General features: G+C 53.0%; 22 protein-coding genes and 1 pseudogene. 1 reads left to right on the forward strand and 22 read right to left on the reverse strand.

What is annotated here, in order from left to right; genetic code table 11:
* Nucleotides 1-116: 116 nt before the first annotated feature.
* A complete protein-coding gene (gene ftsZ / locus ACTQ52_RS06000) occupies nt 117-1,361 on the reverse strand; it encodes a cell division protein FtsZ (protein ID WP_410042444.1) in 1,245 nt (414 codons plus the stop codon).
* Between the two features lie 287 nt (nt 1,362-1,648).
* Here ftsZ and ACTQ52_RS06005 point away from each other — a divergent pair, with 287 nt between their 5' ends.
* Complete coding sequence (locus tag ACTQ52_RS06005) at nt 1,649-2,965, forward strand: IS30 family transposase (protein WP_441982067.1); 1,317 nt, start codon at nt 1,649-1,651, stop codon at nt 2,963-2,965.
* 364 nt (nt 2,966-3,329) lie between these two features.
* On the opposite strand, the gene ACTQ52_RS06010 is transcribed toward ACTQ52_RS06005, so the two are convergent.
* The 21 genes and pseudogenes from ACTQ52_RS06010 to rpsL all read right to left on the reverse strand — a co-directional run bounded on the left by ACTQ52_RS06010 (nt 3,330) and on the right by rpsL (nt 26,903).
* Complete coding sequence (locus ACTQ52_RS06010; protein WP_410042443.1) at nt 3,330-4,088, reverse strand: cell division protein FtsQ/DivIB; 759 nt, start codon at nt 4,086-4,088, stop codon at nt 3,330-3,332.
* A 125-nt stretch (nt 4,089-4,213) separates the two neighbouring features.
* Nucleotides 4,214-5,347 (reverse strand): FtsW/RodA/SpoVE family cell cycle protein, encoded by a 1,134-nt coding sequence (locus ACTQ52_RS06015; RefSeq protein ID WP_441226161.1) that lies wholly within the window; start codon nt 5,345-5,347, stop codon nt 4,214-4,216.
* 18 nt (nt 5,348-5,365) lie between these two features.
* A complete protein-coding gene (murD, locus tag ACTQ52_RS06020) occupies nt 5,366-6,721 on the reverse strand; it encodes a UDP-N-acetylmuramoyl-L-alanine--D-glutamate ligase (protein ID WP_441982068.1) in 1,356 nt (451 codons plus the stop codon).
* Nucleotides 6,722-6,752: 31 nt separating this feature from the next.
* Entirely contained in the window at nt 6,753-7,715 is a 963-nt protein-coding gene (mraY, locus tag ACTQ52_RS06025) for a phospho-N-acetylmuramoyl-pentapeptide-transferase (protein WP_441226162.1), read from the reverse strand.
* A gap of 138 nt (nt 7,716-7,853) precedes the next feature.
* A complete protein-coding gene (locus ACTQ52_RS06030) occupies nt 7,854-10,028 on the reverse strand; it encodes a peptidoglycan D,D-transpeptidase FtsI family protein (RefSeq protein WP_441982069.1) in 2,175 nt (724 codons plus the stop codon).
* 79 nt (nt 10,029-10,107) lie between these two features.
* Nucleotides 10,108-10,647: a cell division protein FtsL gene (locus ACTQ52_RS06035; protein WP_410042438.1), complete on the reverse strand. Its 540-nt coding sequence runs from the start codon at nt 10,645-10,647 to the stop codon at nt 10,108-10,110.
* Between the two features lie 38 nt (nt 10,648-10,685).
* Nucleotides 10,686-11,636, reverse strand: a complete 951-nt coding sequence (gene rsmH, locus ACTQ52_RS06040) for a 16S rRNA (cytosine(1402)-N(4))-methyltransferase RsmH (protein ID WP_410042437.1) — start codon at nt 11,634-11,636, stop codon at nt 10,686-10,688.
* On the reverse strand, nt 11,629-12,057 hold the full coding sequence (mraZ, locus tag ACTQ52_RS06045; protein ID WP_410042436.1) for a division/cell wall cluster transcriptional repressor MraZ: 429 nt from the start codon (nt 12,055-12,057) through the stop codon (nt 11,629-11,631). The genes rsmH and mraZ overlap by 8 nt, the downstream gene beginning before the upstream one ends.
* 269 nt (nt 12,058-12,326) lie before the next feature.
* On the reverse strand, nt 12,327-13,424 hold the full coding sequence (ychF, locus tag ACTQ52_RS06050) for a redox-regulated ATPase YchF (RefSeq protein ID WP_441982070.1): 1,098 nt from the start codon (nt 13,422-13,424) through the stop codon (nt 12,327-12,329).
* A gap of 258 nt (nt 13,425-13,682) precedes the next feature.
* The gene (gene lgt, locus ACTQ52_RS06055; protein ID WP_410042434.1) at nt 13,683-14,543 is read right to left on the reverse strand and encodes a prolipoprotein diacylglyceryl transferase; all 861 of its coding nucleotides are present in this window, start codon (nt 14,541-14,543) and stop codon (nt 13,683-13,685) included.
* 84 nt (nt 14,544-14,627) lie between these two features.
* Nucleotides 14,628-16,634 (reverse strand): NAD-dependent DNA ligase LigA, encoded by a 2,007-nt coding sequence (ligA, locus tag ACTQ52_RS06060; protein WP_441982071.1) that lies wholly within the window; start codon nt 16,632-16,634, stop codon nt 14,628-14,630.
* Between the two features lie 104 nt (nt 16,635-16,738).
* Nucleotides 16,739-17,590, reverse strand: coding sequence for a pseudouridine synthase (locus ACTQ52_RS06065; RefSeq protein ID WP_441982072.1), 852 nt, complete (start codon nt 17,588-17,590; stop codon nt 16,739-16,741).
* 188 nt (nt 17,591-17,778) lie between these two features.
* Nucleotides 17,779-18,795: pseudogene (gene queA / locus ACTQ52_RS06070) on the reverse strand (tRNA preQ1(34) S-adenosylmethionine ribosyltransferase-isomerase QueA); the annotation flags it as partial.
* 146 nt (nt 18,796-18,941) lie between these two features.
* A complete protein-coding gene (locus tag ACTQ52_RS06075; RefSeq protein ID WP_410042431.1) occupies nt 18,942-20,144 on the reverse strand; it encodes a hypothetical protein in 1,203 nt (400 codons plus the stop codon).
* 22 nt (nt 20,145-20,166) lie between these two features.
* Complete coding sequence (locus tag ACTQ52_RS06080; protein WP_410042430.1) at nt 20,167-21,000, reverse strand: hypothetical protein; 834 nt, start codon at nt 20,998-21,000, stop codon at nt 20,167-20,169.
* Nucleotides 21,001-21,122: 122 nt separating this feature from the next.
* Nucleotides 21,123-21,929 carry a VTT domain-containing protein gene (locus tag ACTQ52_RS06085; protein ID WP_441982073.1) on the reverse strand — a complete coding sequence of 269 codons (807 nt, stop codon included), beginning with the start codon at nt 21,927-21,929 and terminating at the stop codon, nt 21,123-21,125.
* Nucleotides 21,926-22,192 carry a TIGR03905 family TSCPD domain-containing protein gene (locus ACTQ52_RS06090; protein ID WP_441982074.1) on the reverse strand — a complete coding sequence of 89 codons (267 nt, stop codon included), beginning with the start codon at nt 22,190-22,192 and terminating at the stop codon, nt 21,926-21,928. Before ACTQ52_RS06090 ends, ACTQ52_RS06085 begins: the two co-directional genes overlap by 4 nt.
* A gap of 81 nt (nt 22,193-22,273) precedes the next feature.
* Nucleotides 22,274-23,467, reverse strand: a complete 1,194-nt coding sequence (tuf, locus tag ACTQ52_RS06095) for an elongation factor Tu (protein WP_410042427.1) — start codon at nt 23,465-23,467, stop codon at nt 22,274-22,276.
* Nucleotides 23,468-23,701: 234 nt separating this feature from the next.
* On the reverse strand, nt 23,702-25,774 hold the full coding sequence (gene fusA / locus ACTQ52_RS06100) for an elongation factor G (RefSeq protein ID WP_410042599.1): 2,073 nt from the start codon (nt 25,772-25,774) through the stop codon (nt 23,702-23,704).
* Between the two features lie 66 nt (nt 25,775-25,840).
* Nucleotides 25,841-26,311: a 30S ribosomal protein S7 gene (gene rpsG / locus ACTQ52_RS06105; RefSeq protein WP_410042426.1), complete on the reverse strand. Its 471-nt coding sequence runs from the start codon at nt 26,309-26,311 to the stop codon at nt 25,841-25,843.
* Nucleotides 26,312-26,483: 172 nt separating this feature from the next.
* On the reverse strand, nt 26,484-26,903 hold the full coding sequence (gene rpsL / locus ACTQ52_RS06110; protein ID WP_410042425.1) for a 30S ribosomal protein S12: 420 nt from the start codon (nt 26,901-26,903) through the stop codon (nt 26,484-26,486).
* Nucleotides 26,904-26,948 lie beyond the last annotated feature (45 nt).

Genomic DNA, 26,948 nt, shown 5'->3' on the forward strand with positions numbered 1-26,948 from the left:
TTTTCCATCGTTTCCGCTCTTTTTCGGCACAAAAAAACTCCACCCCGTGGAATTTACTCCTACAAGGTGGAATTTAGTCTTACAAACTGGAATTAGCTTTTACAACTGACCAGTGATTACTTTCTGTTTCTCAGGAAGTCCGGAATATTGATGGACATTTCCTTATTCTGCTGCGGACGGAAGGTCGGCTGCTGCGGCTGTACCGGTGCTGCGCCCTGTGCAAGCGTCTGCTCCTGTGGTGCTACCGTCACCGGAGTCGTCGGACGAAGCTGCGGCTGGAAGCTGGTGTTTCCGTTCAGGAAGCTCGGCATGGTCGGTCTGACCGTGGTCTCTGCTGCCTGCGCTGCTGGTGCGGCTGCCTTCGGCTGCGCCGGCTTCTTCAGCGTATCAAATGCAGAGCTGGTCGCCGCGGAATCCTCTATACCGGTTGCGATGACGGTGATCTTACACTCATCCTGGGCATTCTCGTCATACATCGCACCGAAGATGATGTTTGCATTATCACCTGCCAGCTCCTCGACATAGGAAGCGGCTTCGTTTGCCTCTACGAGGGAGATGTCTCCGGAGATGTTGATAATCACATCTGTAGCGCCCTCGATGGTGGTCTCGAGAAGCGGGCTGGAGATCGCCATCTTCACCGCCTCGGTCGCCTTCTCGTCACCCTTGGCTGCGCCGATACCGACATGCGCCACACCCTTATCCTTCATAACAGAAGAAACATCTGCGAAGTCGAGATTGATGAGGCCTGGAACATTGATCAGATCCGTGATGCCCTGTACAGCCTGCTGGAGAACCTCGTCGGCCTTCTTCAATGCATCCGGCATCGTGGTTCTGCGATCTACGATCTCAAGCAGACGGTCATTCGGGATGACGATCAGGGTGTCTACGGACTCCTTCAGCTTCTTGATGCCATCGATTGCGTTCGTCATACGCTGACGAGCCTCGAAACGGAACGGCTTCGTCACGACGCCGACGGTAAGGATACCCATATCCTTCGCAATCTTCGCGATGACCGGTGCTGCACCGGTTCCGGTTCCGCCGCCCATACCACAGGTAACGAATACCATATCGGCACCCTGCAGTGCAGCGGTGATATCCTCAGAGCTCTCCTCTGCAGCCTTCGCACCTACCTCTGGTCTGCCGCCGCAGCCGAGTCCCTTCGTCAGCTTCTCGCCGATCTGCATCGTGGTCGGTGCCTGGCTGTACTGAAGCGCCTGCTTATCGGTATTGATGCCGATGAACTCGACGCCCACGATACCATCCGTCACCATGCGGTTTACCGCGTTGTTACCTGCGCCACCAACACCTACGACGATAATCTTTGCAGCTGCCTCTGACTCAGGAAGCTTAATCTCAAGCATAATCTTCCTCCTTCAATCCCTCATATATATTCATTATATAAGATAACCTGTTTTACTGCGGCCACATACGCATATGACTGCACAATAAGATAATATACAAACAAAGCTATCAGATTGCAATAGCTTAGTCCATATAATATTACCACCAAAATTGAAATTCGAAATGCTACTCCTCTGAGTGCAAGTTGCATTTAGTCTTACACAAGTAGCATTTACTCTTTCATATATCCCAAACAGACTATAATGACCTCTTGTACGTTTGCCTGGCGGCAGCAAAGGAGGTACTCATGTCAAATCTTATACCAGGCAACCAGAAACACCTTACTCTTAACGATCGTTTGTACATCGAGCATGCTCTTGATGAGGGCCGCTCATTCCGGGATATTGCCAAGTACTTATGCAAGGACCCTACCACGATTTCCAGAGAAGTCCGGCTCCATCGTTCTCTCGACACGTGGCACAAAGGCAGCTTCAACAATCCATACAACTTTTGCATCCATCGCTTCAAATGCAGAAAGACCAACGTGTGCAAAAAGCTTTTGATCTGTGACCAGAAGTGTGCGTCATGTCACAAATGCAACCAGGTCTGTGATCGTTTTGAGAAGGAAGCCTGCCGTCATTTGGACAAGGCTCCATTCGTTTGTAATGGCTGTAGCAAGGCAAGGAACCTTTGCAGTATTCCGACCAAGTATTCCTACGATGCTCATTTCGCACAACGAAAATACGAGGAGCTTCGCACGTCTTCCAGAGAGGGTATCGCAAAGTCCAGAGCCGAGATTCATCGTATCAACTCCATCGCTCACCCGCTGATCATGCAGGGACAGTCACCTTACGTCATTCTGACAAACCACCCGGAACTGGATATGTCCGTCAGGACCATGTACAAATACATCGACATCGGCGCTCTAATCACGAGGAACATAGATCTCAAACGGAAAGTAAAGTTCAAGACCCGCAAGGTTCATAAGACGCAGATCAAGGATAGAACCGTATTTGAAAATCGCACATACGACGATTTCAAGGCGCTGAATCTCCAGCTCAGTGAGTTCTGGGAAATGGATACCGTTCTCTCTGCCAGAGGTTGTTTAAAATGCATCCTGACCTTCGTCGATCCGGAAATTTCGCTTTTCTTTGCACGGCTGTTGCCATGCCATGAACCCTGCTATGTCGAAAGAGCATTTGATACCCTCGAGAAAACATTGGGCGGTGTCTATGAATTTCAATCCATGCTGCCGATCATTCTCACAGACCGTGGTTCGGAATTCGGAAAGCCCGATAATCTCGAAACGAATAAGGATGGCATCATACGGACCAGCATCTATTACTGCGATCCTATGCGTAGTGGTCAGAAGGGATGTCTCGAAGAGGCACATACACTACTTCGAATGATCTTGCCGAAGGGAACCTTATTTACAGATCTGACTCAATGGGATGTTCGCCGGATTGTAAATCACATGAATTCCTATGCGCGCAAAAATCTCGAGGGAGCCACGCCATACCAACTAGCATTAAAAAAATACGGCCCCAAGATACTCGAGGCCTTGCAGATCAAATTCATCCCGCCAGATGAAGTGACAATGTCACCAGACCTGCTTAAAAAGTAACCCATTCACTCAGATACAAGCTGCCGCCAGATGATTTTCAAATCTTCTGCCCAGGCATGTGGAATTTAGTCTTACACACGACTTTTTCAGATGCCTGTTTGCCATACGCAAAAAACAGAAAGTGCCGAGAAAATGTGTCTTAAATTATACCACATCTATCCCGGATGATAGCAAAACCTTCAAAAATTCGGCCACTTTTCATGCAGTGTAGCATTTATTTTTTCATACTGCATTTACTTTTACAATTCAGCTATAATATTACCACGCTTAGAAGTGGAGCTCTATCGAAATTTTCACATTATTTCTTACTTTTTTATAACTTCAGCCGTCGTTATGCGCAGAAAACGGTGCTGTTATGCGCAGATCAGCCCGTCTTTTCCTTGAAAATATAGGACTCATGATCCGAGGTCTCCGAATAATCTGAAAGATTCAGCTCCCCCTTCCGTCCACTGAGATGGGGCAGGATATCATGCAGCGTCGAGATTTTCATCTCCATGTCCTTATTACTGCCGAGGCGGACGCTGATGTCGCCGATGCGGAGTGTGGCATTCAGAAGTGAATCGTACTGAATCTCCTCACAGTCGATATCGTAGGTACGAAGTGCGCCGGTCAGGTTCAGGATATTATTGAAGACATCCTTATTTTCTACCGGCAGCTCCCGGTAGAGAACGATGGAGCCGAAGCTGAGACCGCTGATGCGCGGGATTCCCTCCAGCCGGTTGCCGGTGGACTCTACGATGATACCATCCTTATCGAAGTACATATGACTCGACATATAATCCACATAGCCGACGACATTTTTCTCATAGACGGTGATGCTCACCGCGAAGGGACCGTCGAAGTCGATATCATAACGCTGCACAAACGGAAGTTCCTTGTGCGGCTTCGTCTTATCCTTCACGAAGCACCAGGCCGTATCCGTATCCCATGGATCCGAAAAAATCATCTGGACGATCTCATCACTGCTGTACTGTGTATTCCCCACCACCGTGAAACGCTGAATCCGTACACTGGCGAGCAGGATGGCGATCAGCAGGAGCAGGACGACGATGCTCCAGCGAAGCAGATGCCGCTTATTCTGGTCCCTCGGATCATCGTAGCCGTAAAAATCTCTATCTGTCATTCTATACGTTCTTTCTGTTTACGTTCTGTTCCATTGCGATTTTTGCAATGCACACTGTCTGTTCTTTTCGGTTCTTTACTCTACCATAAAAAAAAGAGCTTTGCCATGGGCAAAGCTCTGAATACTTACGTCGGATCTTCCAGTCGGATCTGCCGTGAAACCGACAGCGCGAGACCGATCTCCGCCATCAGCAGCATCAGTGAAGTACCACCATAGCTGACAAACGGGAGCGTAACACCGGTATTCGGGATGGTGTTCGTCGCGACACCTATGTTCAGGATGACCTGCAGCGAGATGTGGCACAGAATTCCGATCACCAGCATTGACCCATAGAGGTCACGGGCATTTCGTGCGATATCGAACAGCCGGTAGATGATGAACACATAAATGAGAATCAGTGAGATCGCGCCGAAGAGGCCGAGCTCCTCACAGATGATCGTAAAGATCATATCATTCTGTGCCTCCGGCATGAGAAATTTCTGTACGGACTCACCGAGGCCCTTACCGAAGATACCGCCGGAGCCGATCGCATACAGGCCCTGCAGGGTCTGGAAGGTTTCGTCTGAGTAGCTCGCCGGATCCTTCCATGCGAAGATACGTGTCAGCTGATAATCCTGCAGGATGTTCAGCGCGGACAAGAGCTTCGCCATCGGATAGGCGAAAATGTACACGAGGACGCCCGCGACGCCACAGAGAACGAAGGGCCAGTACTTCTTCGATGCGATCCACATCATAAAAAAGGTGATGCCGAGGATGATCATGGCGGTCGACAGGTTCGTCGCCGCGACCACGATGCCCGGCGCGATGCCGACCAGCGCGACCTTCCACCAGGTTCTCCCGTTGTTGATCTGATATCCATAGTGGGTAATCAGATACGAGAGCAGTACGATCACCGCGATTTTCATGATCTCCGAGGGCTGGAAACGCACACCACCGAGCCGGATCCACCGCGCGGAGCCGTGGGAGGCGACACCGATGACCATGGTCGCTACGATCAGCAGCCAGGCCACGATATACAGGATCTTCGAAAAGATCGCGGTCAGGTGGTAATCGATGACCGACACGATCAGCATCGCTACGAGGCCGCCGGCCGCGAACACCGCCTGATGCCGGAGAAAGTACATGGCATCATTCATCTGGCTCTGCGCCGAGTAGCCGGAAGCCGAGTACATCATGATCATACCGAAGCCGGTGATGAAGATGACGGCAAACAAAAGGCTGTAGTCATAAAAATATTTTCTTTTCTTCTTCGCTGCCATCCTTCCTCCTGTCCATATTTACAGATTCTTTACGCACTCCTTGAAGATGCGTCCACGCTCTTCATAGTTCGGGAACATGCCCCAGGATGCGCAGGCCGGGCTCAGAAGGACATAGTCGCCTTCATCCGCATATGCCGCACAGTCCTTCACGGCCTCATCCATATCCTCTGCGAACATGACATTCGTAAAGCCGTACTTCTTCGCACACACTGCGATGATGTTCCGTGTCTGCCCGATCAGAACGAGGTACTTGACGCGGCCCTTAAAGAGCTTACACCAGTCATCGAAAGGGATCTCCTTGTCATAACCGCCGCCGATCAGAACGACCGGCCCCGGCATCGCCAGTAGTGCCTTGATGGCTGCATCCGGATTGGTGCCCTTCGAGTCATTATAGTAACGAACGCCATTGCGCTCACGTACGAACTCGATGCGGTGCTCCACCGGCTTGAACTTCTTTACGGCCGAGATGATCTTCTGCATCGGCACGCCCATCTCCATAGAGACAGCGATGGCGCACATGATATTCTCGTAGTTATGTGCACCGAGAAGGTTCGTATCCCGTACATCGAGCAGAGCCTCATCCTCGCCATCATGCGCATGATGAATCTCGAAGTTCTTATAGTAGAAGCCATCCTTCAGCTCATGTGCAGAGCTGAACCAGATGACCTGTGGCTTCAGGGTCTTTCGCTTTCCGAACTTCCGAAGCTCCGGATCTTCATAATTCAGGACGATGAAATCCTCCTCGGTCTGGTTCAGCGCGATGCTCTCCTTCACCTTCACATAGTTCTTCATCGTTTTATGACGGTCGAGATGGTCCGGGGTGATGTTGGTGATGCAGGATACATGCGGATGGAAATCCATGATGGTCTCGAGCTGGAAGGAGCTCACCTCGAGGATCGTCGCAGAGGCATCCGTCGTTTCCAGTGCTTCGGCCGTAAACGGATTACCGATGTTTCCACATATATGCGTATCGTCGTAGGTCGTTTTAAAGATTTCACCGATCAGGGAAACCGTCGTGGTCTTGCCGTTCGTTCCAGTCACGGCTGCAAGTTTCCCCTTGCTGGACTGATACGCGAGCTCGATTTCACCCCAGATCGGGATCTTCGCCCCATCGATCAGCTTCACAAACGGCTTATCGAGCGGGATACCCGGGCTGATAACTGCGAGATCTACGGATACGAGATCCGTCGGCTTCAGTTCTCCGACCACCAGTGAAATCCGTTCTCTCTTTCTGAAATTTTTCATCACCTTCACGGTGTCCAGCTTTTCATTGGAATCGAACAGAACGACCTGTCCTCCCAGCTGTAAAATCTGCTTTGCGGCGCAGATACCGCTTTTTCCCGTGCCGAGCACGAGCACCTTCTGACTATCCATCTAATCCACCCCTATTATGTTCTACTGTCTCTTACATCCCCAGGCTCGCCACCAGACATAAGAGCACTGTCAGCACTGTGAAGACTGTCACCACCTTCGTCTCCGACCATCCTCCGAGCTCAAAGTGATGGTGAATCGGTGCCATGCGAAAGATCCGCTTTCCATGTGTTTTCTTAAAGTAGGTCACCTGGATGATGACCGACAGTACTTCCACAAGATAAATCAGTGCAAAAATCGGTATAAAGAGCGGGATTCCCATCTCGAAGGCCGCTGCCGCGACGAAGCCGCCGAGTGCCAGTGATCCGGTATCCCCCATAAATACCTTTGCAGGGTAGCAGTTAAACATCAGAAAGCCCATCAGTGCCCCGAACACCGCACCGGAAATCGGTGCAAGCTGTGCATCTGCCTTTCCGAAATACAGGCTGACGAAGCCGAGGAACAGTGCGATCACAGCCGTGACAGAGCTCGCGAGTCCATCGAGACCATCGGTGAAGTTCGCACCATTGTCCGTACCGAGCACGATGAAGAGCAGTGCCGGCACATAGAACCATCCGAGATCGAGATAGATCTCCGTAAACGGGACCTGCATACGATGATCATAGGCAGGCGAGAGATAAAGATACAGTGCGAAAATCACACAGAACACCAGCTGGCAGAGAAACTTCTGCTTCGGATTGAAGCCCTCGGACTGATGCTTCACGACCTTCAGAAAGTCATCGATGAAGCCGACGATACCGAAACCGACCGTGAGAAGCATCACCGGAAGGATCTTCGGATAGCGGCGGACATAAACGAGGCTGACGATCACGATGGCCAGTACGAACACGAGGCCACCCATCGTCGGTGTGCCCTGTTTCTTAAGATGTGCCTTCGGTCCATCGTCCCGGACCTCCTGCCCGAATTTCAGCTTGTGAAGCTCCGGAATGGCGAAAGGCATCGCAAGGGCTACCAGCGCAAAGCCCATAAGAATAGAAACAACAAAATCAAGATACATAATCTAACTCCATATATAAATCATCCGCTGCCTGTGACCCGGATAAGCAGTGAATCTTAAGAAAATCGTAATGGGGTCTGACCCCCTTACGGTGAGCTTAAGAATTTCGTAAAGGATTCTTAATGGGGTCTGACCCCATTAATTTTCGGCGGAGGTTTCGGTTTCGCCTTCGCTGCTCTCGCCCGGCACGGCCTCCGGGAGCGCGAAGCTCGCGTCGTCACCCGCCGGTTCGATGTACTCGTCGGTCACCGTTGCAGCCGTGGTCGGCGTCATCACATTGCCATCCGCATCGGTTTCGGTGCTCGTTTCGTCCGCCGTGGTTTCACTCTCCGCGCCGTTCTCACCGCCTACCTGTGCACCCATCGTCTCGGAGGAGATGCCCTCCGGGTTCTGCTGAAGCTGCGCGTTGATGGAATCCTCCGGATTGGTATCTCCGGATGGTGCGATATTCAGGAACTGCAGCGCATCGTTCATGATTTCACGCTCGATGTTCACGGCGAAGGAGGCCGTCGCCTGTGCCTCTCCGACGAGGTTCGGCGTATCGACGATGACGTAAACAAGTAACTGCGGATCCTCCACCGGCGCGAAGCCGCAGAAGGAGACGAGGTAGTTCTTCGCCGAACGTGGCAGCTTCTCGGCGGTACCGGTCTTGCCACCAACATGGTAGCCCTGGATCTTCGCCTTCTTACCGGTACCCTCTTCTACGGTGGTATAGAGGGCCTGCTTCAGGAAGTTACTCGTCGACTTCGAGCAGGTGGTGCGGAGAAGCTCCGGCTTCACATCCTCGATGACGGTGCCGTTGCCGTTCAGGATCTGCTTCACCACATGTGGCTTGTAGTAGCTGCCACCGTTGATGATGCTGCAGTACGCAGCCGCCATCTGAATCATGGTGACGTTAAAGTTCTGGCCGAAGGAGTTGGTCGCGAGGGCCGTACGTCCCATGTTTTCTGCATTGTACACGAGGTCCGTGGTGTCGGCCTCTGCCGGCAGGTCGATGCCGGTATACTCACCGAAGCCGAAGATATGCTGGTACTTCACGAAGTTCTCGGCGCCTTCATTGAACGCGGTATTCATGAGGTATACGTTACAGGACTTCGCAAGCCCCATCGTGGCATCGAGCACGCCGTCACCGTTCCGGTTATGACAGCGGATACGCCAGGTATGGATACCGTCGTTCAGCTCGATGTAGCCCTGGCAGTCGAAGGTCGTATTCGGTGTGATGGACTTCTCCTCCAGTGCACCGGCGATCGTGATGCTCTTCGCTACCGAACCCGGCTCATAGGTATCGGATACCGGGATATTTCGCCACAGCTGGTTCCAGGCCACCTGACGGCCATAGGACAGGATGTCCTCGGTCGAATAGTACTTCGACACCTCATCCTCTGTGATCGCGGCGGCATCCGGATTCTCTCGACGATATACGCCGACGGCCTCCTTGCGGCCGAGCTGCATGAGATACTCATCGGTATAGACCGAGCTGTCCAGCGCACGCGGATCGTTCAGGTTAAACTGATTGGTGGAGCCCATCGCGAGCACCTCGCCGGTGTTCGGATCCATGACGATCGCCGCCGCCATCTTTGAGCCCACATCTTCTGTCTGCCACTTGTTGAGGTACTTCTCCAGCGACATCTGAATATTCGTATTGATGGTCGTCACGACGGAATTACCGTCGGTCGGCTCCTTCAGTACGGACTGCAGCTTCGTATCGCTGTCGAGGTAGCCGTACTCCCGGCCATTGACGCCCATCAGGGTATCGTTGTAGTACTGCTCGACGCCACCGGTTCCGCTGGAGCCGTCGGCACTCGAGAAGCCGATGATGTTGCAGGCGAGGGAATCGTACGGATAGGTACGCTTGTACTCATCCTCGAACCAGATGCCCTTGATGCGTGCCTTCGAGCCACTGCTGACATACGCGGCATTCTGCTCCTTCACATACGCTTCCCAGGCCGATTTCTGGTCGTAGCTCAGTCCCTTCGCATACTTCACATAGGACTTGTCGGCCTTTTCGCTGAGCAGCTTTCGAAGCTCGGTCTCATCGTATTCGAAGCAGGCGACGAGCGCCTGAATCGTCGGATCCACATAACGCTCATCCTGACCGGAGTAGATGACACGCGGGTCGATGATCAGGTTATATACCTTCTGGCTGGTCGCCAGCACCGTACCATTCCGGTCCATGATGTCGCCACGCCGGAACGGAATCGTACGTGAATCATAGGATGCCTGTCGCTGGGACAGAACGATCTTGTTGTACTCCTCGCTGTTGTTTTTTATCAGATTATAAATCGCCAGGATAAGCGCAATTAAAGCTAGCATGATCACACATAGTGTGACGGCTAGCTTTCTCTGCATGTACGGGGGAAGAATCTTCCCCCGGTTTCGTCTCTGGTTTTGATCAGTACTTCGGGATGTCCTCATATTGTCTTACGTACTCGCTTTCCGTCTTGTCATAGGTAATCGTCTGATCCTTGCCGGCATATACCATGCCGAGCTCCTGCGTGGCTACCCGATAGATCTCATCGAGATTCACGGACGTATCTATGCTGTTCTGAAGCGCGTCGTTCTCAGACTTCAGCTTGTCCAACTGCTGCTTTTTCGTCTCAATCGACGAAATCCGCGTATTGATCGAGGTCTGCATCTGAATATAGGAAAAGCAGAGTCCCAGCGTAAACAGAGAGGCGATGATCAGCACCGCAAGGTAGGTCCGATCGACCACGACCGTCTTATGGCGAAGTCGCTCCTGCTGCGCACGGTACTCCATCTCACGCTCGTCGAGGATCCGCTGCCGCTCCCGCATACGCGCCTGCCGTCTCCGCTCCAGTTCCTCCGGATTCGGACGACGCTTCGGCTGGATGCGACGGACCGTATTACCATCTATATAGGTCCCTGTCGTCCGCGGCGCACGTACCGCGGCTGCCTGTCTCGTTCTGGTCATACTACTCTTTCTCCCATTTTCCGGATCGGTTCCGGATTCTAAACTTTCTCATCATGTTTCTCGAAGATCCGAAGCTTCGCGCTCTTCGATCTCGAGTTCTCCTCGAGCTCCTCGGCACTCGGCAGGATCGGCTTTCGGGTGATCACCCGGCCCTTCGACTTCCGGCCACAAACGCATACCGGAAACTCCGGCGGACAGATGCACGGCTTCTCAGCAGTGCGGAACTTCGTCTTCACGATCCGGTCCTCGAGGGAGTGGAAGGTGATGATACAGAGGCGTCCACCCTCTGCGAGATCATCGATCATGCGATCGATGCTGTCCTCCAGTACATCGAGCTCACGATTCAGCTCGATTCGAATCGCCTGGAAGGTACGCTTCGCCGGATGGCCTCCGGTGGCACGAATCTTCGCTGGAATCGCACCTGAGATGATCTCGGACAGCTCCAGCGTCGTCTCGATGCGCTTCGTCGCACGATACTGGCAGATATGCTTCGCGATGTTCTGTGCGAAACGGTCCTCTCCATAGTTTCGAATCATATGGAAAAGCTCGGATTCACTATAATCGTTCACGATATCGGCAGCGGTGATCGGATTCCGGTCATCCATCCGCATATCGAGCGGTGCATCGCTCCGGTAGCTGAAGCCACGCTCCGCGGTATCCAGCTGGTAGCTCGATACACCGAGATCGAGGTAGATCCCATCGACCTTTCCGATGCCGAGTTCCTTTAACACATCATCGATTCTTTCGTAATTACTGCGGACGATCGTCACGCGGTCCCGTACATCCGAAAGCCGCTCGCTCGCTGCCTGAATCGCATCCTTATCCTGGTCGATGCCGATCAGGCGACCGGCCGGTGAAAGATGGGTACATACCTCATGGGCATGTCCGCCACCACCTAAGGTTCCGTCGACATAGATGCCATCGGGCCGGATGTTGAGTCCATCCACGGTTTCGTGGAGAAGTACGGAATAATGCTTAAACTCAGACACCTAAGCCCTCCCAGTCTGCTTCTAATGCAGCTTCATCATCGAAGCTGTACTTTTCTTCGTACGTGTTTGTATCCCAGATCTCGATATGGTCACCCACACCGAGTAAGGTGATATCCTTGTCAAGGCCCGCCCGATCACGGAGGACCTGTGGAAGAAGGATTCTGCCCTGCTTATCCAGCTCACAGATCGCGGCTGACCCCAGCAGAAAGCGCTTCAGGCTTCTCGCCTTCTCGTTCGTCATCGGAAGCGCATTCAGCTTCTCTTCGAGCGCCTGCCACTCCGGAGCTGCGTACATAGCAAGACAACCGTCCAGGCTTCTAGTGACCGTAAACTCGTCTCCGAGCTGGTCCCGAAATCTGGCCGGTATGATCAGTCTGCCCTTGGCATCCAGATTGTGGCGATACTCTCCTGTGAATGACATTTCCCTTTTCTACCACTTTCTACCACTTCTTACCACTTCATGACATAATAATGCGCTAATTTGGGTTTAGTGTCAAGGCAGGATACAGCAATAAATTAAAAAAAGAAGCCTCTCGAATGAGAGACTTCCTTCTATATAACGATATATTATCTGTCCTGAAAGGTCTGCAGCAGGCAGGCGGCACGCTTTTCCATAAATTGATCAGCACCCGCACCAGAGCTGCTGCACGGCGGCAGGCGGCACACTTCCTTCTATAGAATGATGGCGAATTATACGTTGAAGCGGAACTCAACGACATCGCCGTCCTGCATCACATAGTCCTTACCCTCCATGCGGACGAGGCCCTTTTCACGTGCTGCCGCGATAGAGCCACAGTCGAGGAGATCCTGGTAGTTGATGACCTCGGCCTTGATGAAGCCACGCTCGAAATCGGAGTGGATCTTACCGGCCGCCTGCGGTGCCTTCGTACCCTTCCGGATGGTCCATGCTCTGGTCTCCTTCTCACCGGCGGTGAGGAAGGACATGAGGCCGAGCAGATCATAGGAGGCACGCACGATCTTGTCGAGACCAGACTCGCTCATACCGAGGGACTCGAGGTACTCTGCCTTCTCGTCGTCCTCGAGCTCGGAGATCTCCTCCTCGATCTGCGCGGAAATCACGAAAACACCGGAGCCGTTCTCTGCCGCGTATTCACGCACCTTCTGGACGTAGGCATTGGACGCACCATCATCGGCGACGGAATCCTCGGAAACGTTCGCCGCATAAATCACCGGCTTACGGGTCAGGAGGTCGAGGGTATCAATGAAGGCGTTCTTATCATCATCACCGGCGTCGAAGCTGATCGCCAGCTTATCTGACTCGAGGTGGTCGTGAAGCTCGGTGAGGAGCGCATACTCTGCCTTCGCATCCTTATCGTTCATCGCGAGCTTCTTCGTCTTCGCGAGACGACGATCGAGGAGATCGAGGTCGGAGAAGATAAGCTCGAGGTTGATGGTCTCGATATCGCGAATCGGATCCACGGAACCATCGACATGCACGATGTTGTCATCATCGAAGCAGCGAACGACATGCACGATCGCATCGGTTTCACGGATGTTCGACAGGAACTGGTTACCGAGGCCCTCCCCCTTGGAGGCGCCCTTGACGAGACCTGCGATATCGACGAACTGGATCACCGCCGGCACGATCTTCTGCGTATTATAAAGTGCGCCCAGCTTCTCCAGACGCTCATCCGGCACAGCGACGACACCGACGTTCGGCTCGATCGTGCAGAACGGATAGTTGGCTGACTCTGCGCCCGCCTTCGTGATTGCGTTAAACAGTGTAGACTTACCGACATTTGGCAGTCCGACGATACCTAATTTCATAATCTAAATCTCCTTTATCCTTCCCTGCATCCCCCGTTTCCGACAGTGCCGAGAAGGTCGATAGCAGTTCCATCTATAAAATACAGCTAAAAAAGCATCGCTATTATAAACCAGAAGTTTCCGCTTTACAATGCCGGATATGCAACGCCCGTGTTCATCCCCTCGGCTGCAGTAAGCGTTCAGGCAGGCAGGGGAACCCGGAGTGGCGGCAACGGAGGCACAGTACTCCGAGACCGGTGACTGTTACAGGCTGCATCCTCACTTCGCCTTCCGCACACCGCGGAGGATCATCGCGAGACCGAGTACGGCGAGGGCCCCTGACAGGGCCTGCGAAACGGCGATGTTCGTCCCCCAGAGGAGCAGTGAATCCGTGCGGAGCCCCTCGATCCAGAAGCGACCGATGCCGTAGAACATGAGATACTCCCAGAAAATCTGTCCGGTGAACTTCTTCTTCGGCCCGGTGATCCAGAGGAAAATCAGGGTGCAGAGATTCCAGACCGACTCATAAAAGAAGGTCGGGTGCACCTGGATGAACATCTCGTCACCGATCCGGATCGCATGTGTGAGCACGTTCTCGTTCAGCATGTTCGGGTTTACGATGGATTCCTTGATCCGCATCGCGAGCAGTGAATCCGTATAGCGGCCGAAGGCCTCTGCATTGAAAAAGTTTCCCCAGCGGCCGATGAGCTGTCCTGTGAGAAGGCCGAGCACCGCAGAGTCCGCGATGGAGAAAAACTTCACCTTCCGCCGGTAGCAGAAAATCACGCAGCAGAGGATGCCGGTCAGGATGCCGCCATAGATGGCGAGACCGCCCTGCCGGAGGTTGAGGATCTCCCCGAGATGCTGCGAGTAGTAGTCCCACTCGAAGATGACATAGTAGGCACGCGCACCGAGAATGGCGAAAATGATGCTGTACAGCGCGAGGTCTTCGATGTCCTCTGACTTCTGTCCACGGCGCTTGTAATCAAAGCTCGCGATGAGCACGCCCATCAGCATACCGATACCGATGATGATGCCATAGTATGCGATGCGGAAGCCGAACACGGAAATCGAGTTTCCGAGATGCTCGACGCCGATCCCGAGATGCGGGAAATAAATATCATAATTGTCTGTATTCATCCAGTCTGTCCCTTTCCTGCAGTGCCAGGCGAGTGCGATCTATGCCCAGCCCGCGTCTTTCTGCCGTTACGGCATCCACGACGCTTATACTTCTCCCTTTAAGATCCGAAGAAACTCTTCCTCGGTGACGATCGGAACGCCCAGCTCCTTCGCTTTTTTGTTCTTGCCAGAGGTCGATGTGATGTCGTTGTTGACAAGGTAGGCGGTCTTCGCGGATACCGAACCTGCTGCCCGGCCACCGGCCTCTTCGATGAGCGCCTGCAGCTCCTTCCGGTTCTCGAAATGCTCGAGCGATCCGGTGATGACGACCGATTTTCCTTCCATCGTCTTCGGCGTCGTATGGTCTTCCACCTTCTTCTCGATGTCAAGATCCTGCAGCAGCGCATCCACCTGCTTCATCACCGTTGCATCCTGGAAGTAGCGTACGAGGTTCTCTGCGAGCACCGCGCCGATGCCGTCCACCTCCTGCAGCTCATCCACGCCTGCTGCCCGCAGCTTCGTGAAATCATCCCCGAAGTGTCGGCAGAGGACCTTCGCGTTTGCGAGGCCAATGCCGGCGATCCCGAGTCCATACACGACGCGGTAAAGCTCCGTATGGCGGGCACGCTCTGTCGCCGCCATCAGATTTTCATAGCTCTTCTCACCGAAGCCCTCCATCGTCACGATGTCGGCACGGCAGCGATCGAGATGGAGGATATCACTGTAGTGATGAATGAAGCCATGCGCGATGAACTTCTCCAGCGTCTGCTCGCTGAGGCCCTCGATGTTCAGTGCATCACGGCTCACGAATAGTGAGAAATTCTTGATCTTCTTCGCCGCACAGTCCGGATTCGGGCAGTACAGGAACTTCGCCTCATTATCCGAACGAATCTCCGTCGGCTGTCCGCAGACCGGGCAGACCTCGACCGGCTTCAGATTTCCGGAGCGTGTCCGGTTTTCCGCAATCTGCGGGATGATCATGTTTGCCTTATACACGGTGATCCGGTCCCCGATGCCGAGCTCCAGCTCCTCACAGTAGGAGAGGTTATGGAGACTTGCACGACTGACCGTCGTGCCCTCGAGCTCCACCGGGTCGAAAATCGCCACCGGATTGATGAGGCCGGTACGGCTCGGTGACCACTCCACCTCACGAAGAACGGTCTCTGCCTGCTCGTCGCTCCACTTGAAGGCGATGGCGTTTCGCGGGAACTTCGCGGTACGGCCGAGGCTGAGGCCATAGGCGATGTCCTCGTAGATCAGCACGAGGCCATCCGACGGGAAATCGTTGTGCTGAATCGCCTCCGAGAACCACTGTACCGTTTCCGCGATCGTAGCATTCGTCACATGCTTATACTCGACGACATCGAAGCCCTGGGCACGAAGAAATTCATACTGCGCCGCACGGGAGTTCTGGAAATCCACATTTTCGCCCTGCGCATCCACGGCACTCACGAGTGCGAAGGCCATCAGATTCACATGTCGGGATTTCGTCACCTTCGGGTCCAGCTGACGTACCGAGCCAGAGCAGAGATTCCGCGGATTCTTATACTTCGCATCCGCATCCGCGATGGTTTCGTTGATCTTTTTAAATTCGGAATACGTGATGATGGCCTCCCCGCGGAGCACCAGATCACCGGCGAAGGAAATCCGCGTCGGGACGTTATCAAACATCCGCGCGTTCTGTGTGATGACTTCACCGATCTCACCGTTGCCACGGGTGACTGCCTTCACCAGCTCCCCGGCATGGTAGCTCAGGACGACGGTGAGCCCGTCCATCTTCCAGCTGAGAAGGCCCTCTTTATCCCCCAGCCAGGAGGCCAGTTCCTCGACGGACTTCGTCTTATCGAGGCTCAGCATCGGGCTCGGATGACGCTCCTTCGGAAGCTCCGACAGCACCTCGAAGCCGACACGCTGGGTCGGCGAGCCGCCGAGAATCATGCCGGTCTCCTGTTCGAGCTTCTCAAGCTCATCATAGAGCTGGTCATAGCTCAGGTTCGACATGATCTCATTGCCATCCACATAGTACACACGGGCCGCTTCATTCAGGGTGCGGATGAGCTCCTTCATGCGTGCAAGCTTCTGGTTTTTCTCTTCGTTATGGGAAACACTCATAGTATCTTTACCTGTTCCAGTTTACTGTTTTTTACTTCCATGTCCGATGGAGGACGCGAATCACCCTCCATGGCAACGCCGCTTTCGAAAAATTTCTCTGCCCACTACTTTCCGGCATTTTCTTCCATATCCTCTTCCCGGAGGCCGAGCTCGGACAGCTCGATCTCGCGATACTGCCCCGGCTTCAGTCCATGCAGGGTGAGGTCCATGATACGGATGCGCTTCAGCTTCTTCACCTCATAGCCGAAGGCTGCACACATACGGCGAATCTGACGATTCAGTCCCTGTGTGATCACGATATGAAACTCCTGCTGACGAAGCTTCGGCGGACGGGTCATGTCCTGCCACACCTCACATGGGCGGGTCGTCGCATGCAGTTCCTTCAACTCGACGCCATCGGCGAGCGCATCCAGGAACTCCTTCGTGCACGGCTTATCCACGGTCACGACGTATTCCTTCTCATGGTAATTCCGTGCACGGTTGATCCGATTTACGAGATCGCCCTGATTCGTCAGAAGGATGAGTCCCTCCGACTCCTTATCGAGACGACCGATCGGGTACACTCTCGTGTGGTAGTGGATCGCTTCGATGATGTTCGGTGCTTTATCCTTATCACTCGTCGTGCACACGATCCCACGCGGCTTGTAGTACGCGAGCAGCACCGGTGCCGGACGGTCATAGTCCTGCCCCACCGTCGAAATCTGCTCTCCATAACGCTTCGCCATCCGGCGCGACTCCGTATGGAGAAGGTACTGTGCTTCCAGATTGCCGGCAGCGGCGTTCAATGCATGCGGATTCACACACTGTCCGTCCAGCTCGATCGAGTCTGCTTCCGTTACCTGCTGGCCGAGCTCGACCGGCGTCTTATTTACGGTGACACGACCCGCGGCGATCAGCTTATCCGCCTCGCGGCGGGAGCAGACGCCGAGCTCCGATAAACGCTTATTCAGTCTCATCTCGCATCCCCCGCGTTTTCCTCCGTCTTCCAGAGTGGCGCTTCATCGGCTGCGAGCGGCCAGCTGTAGCTCTTTCCAGGGATACCCTCGACCTCTGCGACGGCATCCTCCGGAAGGAAGGTGACTTCATGGTTCCGGTTCGGATCCAGCTCCGCCGGAAGCTGTGCGTCGTTCTTGAGATCTGCGAAGAAGCAGGCATCGCCGAAGCTGAAGAAACGGTACTTCTCGCGCACCGCCACCTTATACGCGCGGAGCACGTGCTCACGCTTCGTAAAGGCAGAAACCAGCATGACGAGGGTGGATTCCGGCAGATGGAAGTTGGTGATCAGCGCATCCATGCACTTAAACTGATAGCCCGGATAGATGAAGATATCGGTCCAGCCGGAGGTCGCCGGCATGGTGCCATCCGGAAGTGCTGCGGCCTCGACGGTACGGCAGCTGGTGGTGCCGGTGCAGATGACACGATGGCCCTCTGCGTGGGCGCGATTGATCTTATCCGCTTCCGACTGCTCGACGATGTAGTACTCGCTGTGCATATGGTGTTCCTCGATCTTGTCCGCCTTGACCGGACGGAAGGTGCCGAGGCCGACATGCAGGGTGATGTGGGCGATCTCCACGCCCTTCTCCTTCACGGCCTGAAGCAGCTCCTCGGTCCAGTGGAGACCGGCGGTCGGGGCCGCCGCAGAGCCGTCATTCTTTGCATAGACGGTATTGTAGCGTGCCTTTTCCTTCAGCTGATGATGGATGTACGGTGGGATCGGCATCTCGCCGAGGCGGTCGAGCACCTCCTCCCAGATGCCCTCGAACTCGAAGCGGATGATGCGGTTGCCATCATCGATCGTGTCGATGATCTCGCCCTTCAGCAGGCCCTCGCCGAACTCGACGCGCGCACCATTCCGGAGCTTCTTTCCAGGCTTGACGAGGCACTCCCAGTCGGTCGTGCTGAGGCGGCGAAGAAGCAGTACCTCGACATGTGCGCCGGTACCGGACTTCTCGCCATGCAGACGTGCCGGGATGACCTTCGTATCGTTGATGACGAGGCAGTCACCCTTATGAAGATAGTCGATGATGTTATAAAAATGACGGTGATTGATCTCGCCGGTGAAGCGGTCCATCACCAGAAGCCGGCTGTCCGAGCGCTTCTCGAGCGGATCCTGCGCGATCAGCTCCTCCGGCAGGTCATAGTAAAAGTCTTTCGTTTCCATACTGTGTTTTCTCCTTTTCTGCTGTCTCACGACATGTACACGGTGCAGAGCGCACCATAAACCTTATTATTATATACTGTCTTTCAGGTTTCTTCTACATAAAAGAGCAGGCGAATGCTTCTGCATTCGCCTGCATTTGTAAGTGTTCAGCCGACCGGGCCGTCATCGGAGATGACGGCATCTCCAGCCGGTGCGTTATCTGCAGCCCCCGGCTCTGCGATGGTCTCGCCGGAAGCAGCCGCTGCGGTCGTTTCTGCCTTTCCGCCTGCGCCCGTGTTTTCGGAGATGGTTTCTCCTGCGGTCGTCGTTTCCGTCGACTTTTTCGTCTCGGTCGTGCTCTTCTCCGAGCTCTTCTGATCGCTGTTCTTCTTACTGCTCTCCTTCGTTTCTTCGTTCGCCGTATCTCGATCAGACGGTGCCGTGGTTTCTGCCTCGGTCACGGCGGCCTCGGTTTCTACAGAGATCAGGGAAACCTCGCTGTCGATTTCTTCCTGCGAGTCTGTGTAGATACGTCCGCTCTGGATAGCATCATAGATGACCGCGAGCCGCTGATCACTCGAGATGGCCTCCAGCAGACGCGAGTTGGTCGCATTGATCAGCTCCTGTACCTCACTGTGATTCGTGATATAGCTGTTCACAAACTTCGTCTGCTCCGGCGACATGTTCTCGACGATTTCGAAGCTGTTCTGATCGTTTACCTTCACATAGCAGTACATGATGCCCGGTGCCAGCGTATCTGTCCGGCGGAACTTCACATTATAGGTGACGAAAACGAGCTTCGTGTTCTTCTCGAGTCCATCTACCGCATACTGCTGGATATCCTGGTATGTCTCGATGTAGCCGGCCTGGGTCTTCAGCTTCTTCTGAAGACTCGCGGTCTGCTCCTCGGTCTGATTCGTGACGCCGGTCAGACGGTACAGTGTATCGGTATCACCCTCGAGACGTGCGTTAAAGTAATCCTGGAAAAGCTTCGTCATATACTCGTCATTATACTGACGTACGAGTGACGCGTCCTCGTCGGCACCCGCGTTGCCGTCGGCAATGCCGGGAGATGCACTCTCATCGTCGCCCCCCGCGTTTTCAATTTCGGAAGCGCTGGCCACCTGCGGACCACCACTCTGTGCATCCGGATTCTTCGGATTCCGATCCAGAATCAGGATGATGATGATCAGCACGACCACCAGTGCCGGAATGCCCAGGAGACCAAGCATCTCATGAAGCTGCTCCTGTTTCTGACGTTTCCTCATATTCGCGATGCGACGCGCACGCTTGCGCTCGATCACACCCTCGACCGGTTTTTCCTCCAATGCCCGATCGACATCATCCAGATCTTTTAATTCTCTGTCCATTCTTTCTGCCTCATCTGTTTCGTCAGTTTACTCTCGCACCGTCCGCTCCGAAAAAGAAGCTTCCGATCCAAGCGTTCTGCAGCAGTGCACCATCCTGACCTGCATAGTAGTATCTGCCATCTGCGAGCAGCAGTCCCGGTCCCTGCAGCTGTCCACTGTTCGGTTCAAAATAGTATAGCCGGCCACTGATATTCTGCAGCCCACGAAGCATCTTCGCATCTGCCCCTACATAATACCAGGCACCATTCGCCTCGTAGATCCAGGTATTCACCTCGAGGTAGCCACCCTGGTTAAAATGATAATTTGCGCCATCGATACTGCGCCAGGAGCTGACCGGATAGGTCCCATCCGGATAGAGGTACCACATACCGTTATTTTCGAACTGCCAGCCGTCCTTCAGGTAGGTGTTCGCCACCACACGACGTGCATTGATCACCGTCGAGCTCGAGCTGTAGTGATTTCCCGCCGGATTCATCTGCGACGGATTCGTCACCTGTGCGAGTCCCGTCGCTGCCTGGTTTCCCGCCATCGGCCCGACGTTCAGTGTATTATACAATACCCCATTTACATAGTAGCCGCCCGTCGTACCGGTATAGTTCGTCGTATACATGGTATGATTCGTACTGCTGCTGTTCAGATACGGATTTGTATTCGCATCGGATGAAGGCGTCGCATGATAGACGACACCGCCCTGGCCATCCGGACTCACCGCGGACACCTGTGTCACGCTCTGTCCAGATGTCATCCCGGTATAGGCCACACCACCGCGGCCATCCGGACTCACCCCAGCTAACGCTGGACCCGCAAGCACCAGTGACATCACGATCGCCACGGTGCACACTCTATGTACTCTCATAAAAACTCCGATTCAGCATCACATAATTTTACATACACCATCATACTATATGCGATCCGAAGATGATAGTAGCAAAGTTCTTACAAAAATATCATCAGAAGTAACTGTTCAGATAGAAGGCTTTACTTCAAACTTCCGAGCAGCGCTTCTCTCTTCCAGCTGATCAGCCCGATGATGACGAGCTGCGCGACGAACACGATCGCCGCTCCGAGGTATTGCCCGAGAATCAGAAAATAACCACAGAGACAGTTCGTGACACACTGCAGCCAGGCGGTCGCCGCAACGGCGCCGACATACCCCCGACCTGTAATATCCGCACGCGACGCAATATACGGTATCGCGCCATTCGGCACGGCCGGTACCATGCAGGCGATGGCAACCACAAACGCCGGATGCGTCGAGTTGATTTTCTGTGTCAACCAGTTCTGGCGGTTCAGTCCCGGAATGAAATTCCCGAGTCGACGCCCGAGCCGCCTCGCCACAGCAAATACAAACGCATTTCCCAGGACAAAGCCGATATAGCAGGCGATCGACGCTTTCAACCAGCCATAAATCATACCAACCGCCAGGTGGATCGGAAGTCCCGGCAGAACGATACTCACCACCTGCAGCGCAGACAGTACGACTGCCAGCATCAGACCCTTCCACTCTCCCTCCAGCTCGAGATAACGTGCGATTCCCTGCTCATCGCCAGCCTTCAGAAGCGGCCATAAACCAGGAAAAATGTGGTTAAAAGTCACATAGAAAATCAGGACGATCAGGAGCAGAAGCAGCACGATCGTAGAAATACCGATCAGTTTCTGGTGAAATTTCGGCTGATCTTCAGACGAATCCGATCGTATCTGACTGCTGTTCTGCGCTTCATTCTCCCGCTCAGAAACATGCACCTGCTTCATGACATCCTTCAGCCTCCCGCGGTTCTGCTTCATGCGATCTTCTCAGCAAGCGCCTGATCGATCGCCTTTGAGAGCTGATCAGCGCAGGAGGTCGGACGTGGTCCACATGTATTTCCGCGCAGAATCTCTGAAACCTTCGACGCCTCCTGACCCTCTACGAGCCGCCCGATCGCCTTCAGGTTGCCATTGCAGCCACCACGAAAGCGAAGATTGTGAATCTTATTTTCGTTATCCAGCTCAAATGTAATCTCCGTAGAACATACCATCTTCGGTCTATATGTAAATTCCTGTGTCATATGATTTCTCCTATATTTCAAAAAACAGCGTGGAGATTTCTCTCCACGCTGTTTAAATGCTTAGCTTATCGCCTGACAGAATTAGTCGAGGATGCTGATTACTCTACCAGAACCAACGGTTCTACCACCCTCACGGATAGCGAAACGGAGACCCTCCTCCATAGCTACCGGGTGAATAAGCTCAACAGTCATCTCGGTGTTATCACCAGGCATGCACATCTCTGTACCCTCTGGAAGCTCGCAGACACCAGTTACATCAGTTGTTCTGAAGTAGAACTGCGGTCTGTAGTTTGTGAAGAACGGAGTATGACGACCACCCTCGTCCTTGGTAAGAACGTAAACCTGAGCGGTAAACTTCTTGTGGCACTTTACAGTACCCGGCTTGCAGAGAACCTGACCTCTCTCGATCTGATCACGGTTGATACCACGAAGGAGAAGACCTACGTTATCACCAGCCTCAGCCTCGTCAAGAGTCTTACGGAACATCTCGATACCAGTTACGACAGTCTTCTGAGTCTCCTCGGAAATACCAACGATCTCAAGCTCATCGGATACGTGAAGAACACCACGCTCTACACGGCCGGTAGCTACAGTACCACGACCTGTGATGGTGAATACGTCCTCGACTGGCATAAGGAATGGCTTATCAGTCTCACGAACTGGCTCAGGGATGTAAGAGTCAACAGCGTCCATGAGCTCCATGATCTTATCGCCCCACTCAGACTTCGGATCCTCAAGAGCCTTCAGAGCAGAACCGTGGATTACAGGGATCTCATCGCCTGGGAACTCGTACTCGTTCAGAAGGTCTCTAACCTCCATCTCAACGAGCTCAAGAAGCTCAGGGTCATCAACCATGTCGCACTTGTTAAGGAATACAACGATAGCCGGAACACCTACCTGACGAGCAAGAAGGATATGCTCTCTGGTCTGTGCCATAACACCATCGGTAGCAGCTACAACGAGGATAGCACCATCCATCTGTGCAGCACCAGTGATCATGTTCTTTACGTAGTCAGCGTGGCCCGGGCAGTCAACGTGAGCGTAGTGACGCTTCTCAGTCTCGTACTCAACGTGAGCGGAGTTGATGGTGATACCTCTCTCTCTCTCCTCCGGTGCCTTATCGATCTGATCGAAAGGAACAGCTGGCTCCATGCCAAGTCTGTCAGCGAGAACAGCTGTGATTGCAGCTGTAAGAGTGGTTTTACCGTGGTCTACGTGACCGATGGTACCAATGTTACAATGTGGCTTCGTTCTGTTAAAATGTGCCTTTGCCATTTTAAAATACCTCCATTAAATGTAATACAACGAGAATCATGTCAAGCACTATGCATGCGCTTGCATGCTCCGTGCAATACATTATGCTTCTGAGCGCAGTGTATGCTCAATCAGCAAACATGATTTTATCATCGTTATTCTATTTTATCAAGTATTTTTAGGCGTCCGAACGCCGTCGGAGGCCCGAAAACACTTGATTTTTATGATATGGACTGAAATCATCCACCGCGGTAATTACTTACCGTTACGCTCCTTGAGTACAGCATCCTGAACGTTCTTCGGGCACTTCTCATAGTGATCAAAGAACATAGAGTAGTTTGCACGACCCTGGGTCTTGGAACGAAGATCGGTTGCATATCCGAACATCTCAGAAAGCGGAACATACGCGTTTACCTGCTTACCGGATGGGATATCCTCCATGGACTCGATACGGCCACGACGAGAGTTGACGTCACCGATAACGTTACCCATGTACTCCTCCGGAGTCGTGATCTCGACCTTCATGATCGGCTCGAGAAGAATCGGATCAGCCTTCGCCATCGCGTTCTTGAATGCGATCGATCCGGCGAACTCGAATGCACGCTCGTTAGAGTCGACATCATGGTAGGAACCGTCGTATACGTTTGCGTCTACGCCGAGTACCGGATAGCCTGCAAGTATACCAGACTCTGCTGCGCTGCGGATACCCTTTTCGATTGCCGGGATGTACTCCTTCGGAATCGATCCACCGACAACGGTCGACTGGAACTTGAAGGTCTCCTCGCCGTTCGGATCCATCGGTGTGAACTTAACCTTACAGTCACCATACATACCGGAACCACCGGACTGGTGAACGTAACGGCCCTGTACATCGACAGCCTTGGTGAAGGTCTCCTTGTACGCTACCTCTGGTGCACCTACGTTTGCCTCAACCTTGAACTCACGGAGAAGACGATCAACGATGATCTCCAGGTGAAGCTCACCCATACCGGAGATGATGGTCTGACCGGTCTCTTCATTGGTTCTTACACGGAAGGTTGGATCCTCCTCGGCAAGCTTTGCGAGTGCGTCGGTCATCTTGCCCTGAGAAGCCTTGGTCTTCGGCTCGATCGCTACGGAGATAACCGGCTCCGGGAACTCCATGGACTCAAGAATGATCGGATGGTTCTCATCGCAGAGAGTATCACCAGTCGATGTGGTCTTGAAGCCTACCGCAGCTGCGATATCACCCGAGAATACCTCATCGAGATCCATTCTCTTATTTGCATGCATCTGAAGCAGACGGCCTACACGCTCCTTCTTACCCTTGGTAGAGTTCAGGCAGTAGGAACCGTTCTTGAGGGTACCGGAGTACACTCTGAAGTAAGCAAGCTTACCTACGAACGGGTCGGTCATGATCTTAAATGCGAGTGCAGAGAACGGAGCATCATCAGAAGAAGGTCTGCTATCCGGATTTCCATCCTCATCGGTACCCTCAACATCCGGGATGTCGGTAGGAGCCGGAAGGTAATCGATAACCGCATCGAGCAGCTTCTGAACGCCCTTGTTTTTGTAAGCAGTACCGCAGAGGCACGGAATCGCATCGCCGGCGATGGTTGCCTTACGAAGGACAGCCTTCATCTGCTCTACGGTCGGCTCCTCACCCTCGAGGTACATCATCATCAGATCATCATCGAGCTCACAAACCTGCTCTACGAGCTTGTCGTGATACTCCTGCGCTGCATCCTTGTACTCCTCAGGTACGTCGGTAACCTCGATATCCTGGCCCTTGTCATCTCTGTAGAAGTAAGCTCTCATCTCGAAAAGATCGATGAGACCTACATAGGTATCCTCAGCGCCCATCGGGTACTGAAGGATAACGCAGTTCTTACCGAGACGATCAACGATGGTCTGTACAGAGTGGAAGAAATCTGCACCGACGACATCCATCTTGTTGATGAATGCAAGTCTCGGTACGTGATAAGTATCCGCCTGTCTCCATACGTTCTCAGACTGAGGCTCAACACCGCTCTTCGCGTCAAATACGCCGACAGCGCCGTCAAGTACACGGAGAGAACGCTCAACCTCTACGGTAAAGTCTACGTGGCCCGGAGTATCGATGATGTTGATACGGTACTCAGGTGCACCGGCGATCTTCTTATGCTCATGCTCTGGGATCCAGTGACATGTGGTAGCGGCTGATGTGATGGTGATACCACGCTCCTGCTCCTGGGCCATCCAGTCCATGGTTGCAGTACCGTCGTGGGTATCACCGATCTTGTGATTAATTCCAGTGTAGAAGAGAATACGCTCTGTAAGTGTGGTCTTACCGGCATCGATATGTGCCATGATACCAATATTTCTTGTATGCTCAAGTGAATACTGTCTCTTATCAGCCAAAGTATTTCCCCCCTATCAGAATCTGTAATGAGCAAATGCCTTATTAGCGTCCGCCATTCTATGCATTTCCTCTTTACGCTTTACAGCTGCACCCGTGTTGTTTGCAGCATCCATAATCTCGTTTGCCAGTCTCTCAGCCTGTGTCTTCTCAGATCTCTTACGTGAGAACTCAGTAAGCCAGCGAAGACCAAGGGTCTGACGTCTCTGAGGCTTAACCTCCATCGGTACCTGGTATGTAGCACCACCGATACGCTTAGCCTTAACTTCAAGAACAGGCATGATGTTGTTCATAGCCTCTTCAAATACTTCTGTTGCTTCCTTGCCGCTCTTCTCAGCGACAATGTCGAATGCACCATAGACGATCTTCTGAGCAATACCCTTCTTACCATCAAGCATGATGGAGTTAACCAGCTTGGTTACAAGCTTGGAATTGTAAACCGGGTCTGCAAGTACGTCTCTGTGCAGAGTATGTCCTTTACGTGGCACGTTACTTCCCTCCTTAAAAATTTGTTTTAGATCATCGGTACTCTTCGCAACTGCAATCTATCATTGTGTTTTGCGAGTTCATGCGGACTTCTGGACATCTCTTCTTATATAATAATGAGTTCCATTATCCGTCATTTTAACCATGTCTTTTTACAACGTAGATCGAGGCTGATTACTTCTTAGCCTTCGGTCTCTTGGCACCGTACTTTGAACGGGCCTGCATTCTGTTTGCAACGCCGGCTGTATCCAGTGTTCCACGGATGATATGGTATCTTGTACCAGGAAGATCCTTAACACGGCCGCCACGAATCATTACAACAGAGTGCTCCTGCAGGTTGTGGCCCTCTCCAGGAATGTAGGATGTAACTTCGATACCGTTGGAAAGTCTTACTCTGGCGATCTTACGAAGAGCGGAGTTCGGCTTCTTCGGTGTTGCTGTCTTAACAGCTGTACATACACCACGCTTCTGAGGAGCGCTATTGTTAGTTGCAACCTTCTTTAAAGAGTTGAAACCTCTCTGAAGTGCAGGCGCTGTGGACTTCTTCTTAGCAGAAGTTCTGCCCTTTCTTACTAACTGGTTAAATGTAGGCATTTGGTTCTCCTTTCATTAGGTTTATTCTCTCGTTTTGGTCCCTGG

The sequence above is a fragment of the Oribacterium sp. Sow4_G1_1 genome (genome assembly GCF_052116105.1).
Classification (GTDB): Bacteria; Bacillota; Clostridia; order Lachnospirales; family Lachnospiraceae; genus Oribacterium.

What these genes read in the sequence shown, in the direction of transcription:
- lgt (WP_410042434.1), bottom strand. Translation starts at nt 14,543, where the DNA reads ATGAATACAGACAATTATGATATTTATTTCCCGCATCTCGGGATCGGC.
- ACTQ52_RS06090 (WP_441982074.1), bottom strand. Translation starts at nt 22,192, where the DNA reads ATGACACAGGAATTTACATATAGACCGAAGATGGTATGTTCTACGGAG.
- ACTQ52_RS06065 (WP_441982072.1), bottom strand. Translation starts at nt 17,590, where the DNA reads ATGAGACTGAATAAGCGTTTATCGGAGCTCGGCGTCTGCTCCCGCCGC.
- mraY (WP_441226162.1), bottom strand. Translation starts at nt 7,715, where the DNA reads ATGTATCTTGATTTTGTTGTTTCTATTCTTATGGGCTTTGCGCTGGTA.
- rpsL (WP_410042425.1), bottom strand. Translation starts at nt 26,903, where the DNA reads ATGCCTACATTTAACCAGTTAGTAAGAAAGGGCAGAACTTCTGCTAAG.
- mraZ (WP_410042436.1), bottom strand. Translation starts at nt 12,057, where the DNA reads ATGTCATTCACAGGAGAGTATCGCCACAATCTGGATGCCAAGGGCAGA.
- ACTQ52_RS06085 (WP_441982073.1), bottom strand. Translation starts at nt 21,929, where the DNA reads ATGAAGCAGAACCGCGGGAGGCTGAAGGATGTCATGAAGCAGGTGCAT.
- ligA (WP_441982071.1), bottom strand. Translation starts at nt 16,634, where the DNA reads ATGAGTGTTTCCCATAACGAAGAGAAAAACCAGAAGCTTGCACGCATG.
- ACTQ52_RS06005 (WP_441982067.1), top strand. Translation starts at nt 1,649, where the DNA reads ATGTCAAATCTTATACCAGGCAACCAGAAACACCTTACTCTTAACGAT.
- ACTQ52_RS06080 (WP_410042430.1), bottom strand. Translation starts at nt 21,000, where the DNA reads ATGAGAGTACATAGAGTGTGCACCGTGGCGATCGTGATGTCACTGGTG.
- ACTQ52_RS06075 (WP_410042431.1), bottom strand. Translation starts at nt 20,144, where the DNA reads ATGGACAGAGAATTAAAAGATCTGGATGATGTCGATCGGGCATTGGAG.
- fusA (WP_410042599.1), bottom strand. Translation starts at nt 25,774, where the DNA reads ATGGCACATATCGATGCCGGTAAGACCACACTTACAGAGCGTATTCTC.
- ychF (WP_441982070.1), bottom strand. Translation starts at nt 13,424, where the DNA reads ATGAAATTAGGTATCGTCGGACTGCCAAATGTCGGTAAGTCTACACTG.
- tuf (WP_410042427.1), bottom strand. Translation starts at nt 23,467, where the DNA reads ATGGCAAAGGCACATTTTAACAGAACGAAGCCACATTGTAACATTGGT.
- ACTQ52_RS06010 (WP_410042443.1), bottom strand. Translation starts at nt 4,088, where the DNA reads ATGACAGATAGAGATTTTTACGGCTACGATGATCCGAGGGACCAGAAT.
- murD (WP_441982068.1), bottom strand. Translation starts at nt 6,721, where the DNA reads ATGGATAGTCAGAAGGTGCTCGTGCTCGGCACGGGAAAAAGCGGTATC.
- ACTQ52_RS06030 (WP_441982069.1), bottom strand. Translation starts at nt 10,028, where the DNA reads ATGCTAGCTTTAATTGCGCTTATCCTGGCGATTTATAATCTGATAAAA.
- ftsZ (WP_410042444.1), bottom strand. Translation starts at nt 1,361, where the DNA reads ATGCTTGAGATTAAGCTTCCTGAGTCAGAGGCAGCTGCAAAGATTATC.
- ACTQ52_RS06015 (WP_441226161.1), bottom strand. Translation starts at nt 5,347, where the DNA reads ATGGCAGCGAAGAAGAAAAGAAAATATTTTTATGACTACAGCCTTTTG.
- ACTQ52_RS06035 (WP_410042438.1), bottom strand. Translation starts at nt 10,647, where the DNA reads ATGACCAGAACGAGACAGGCAGCCGCGGTACGTGCGCCGCGGACGACA.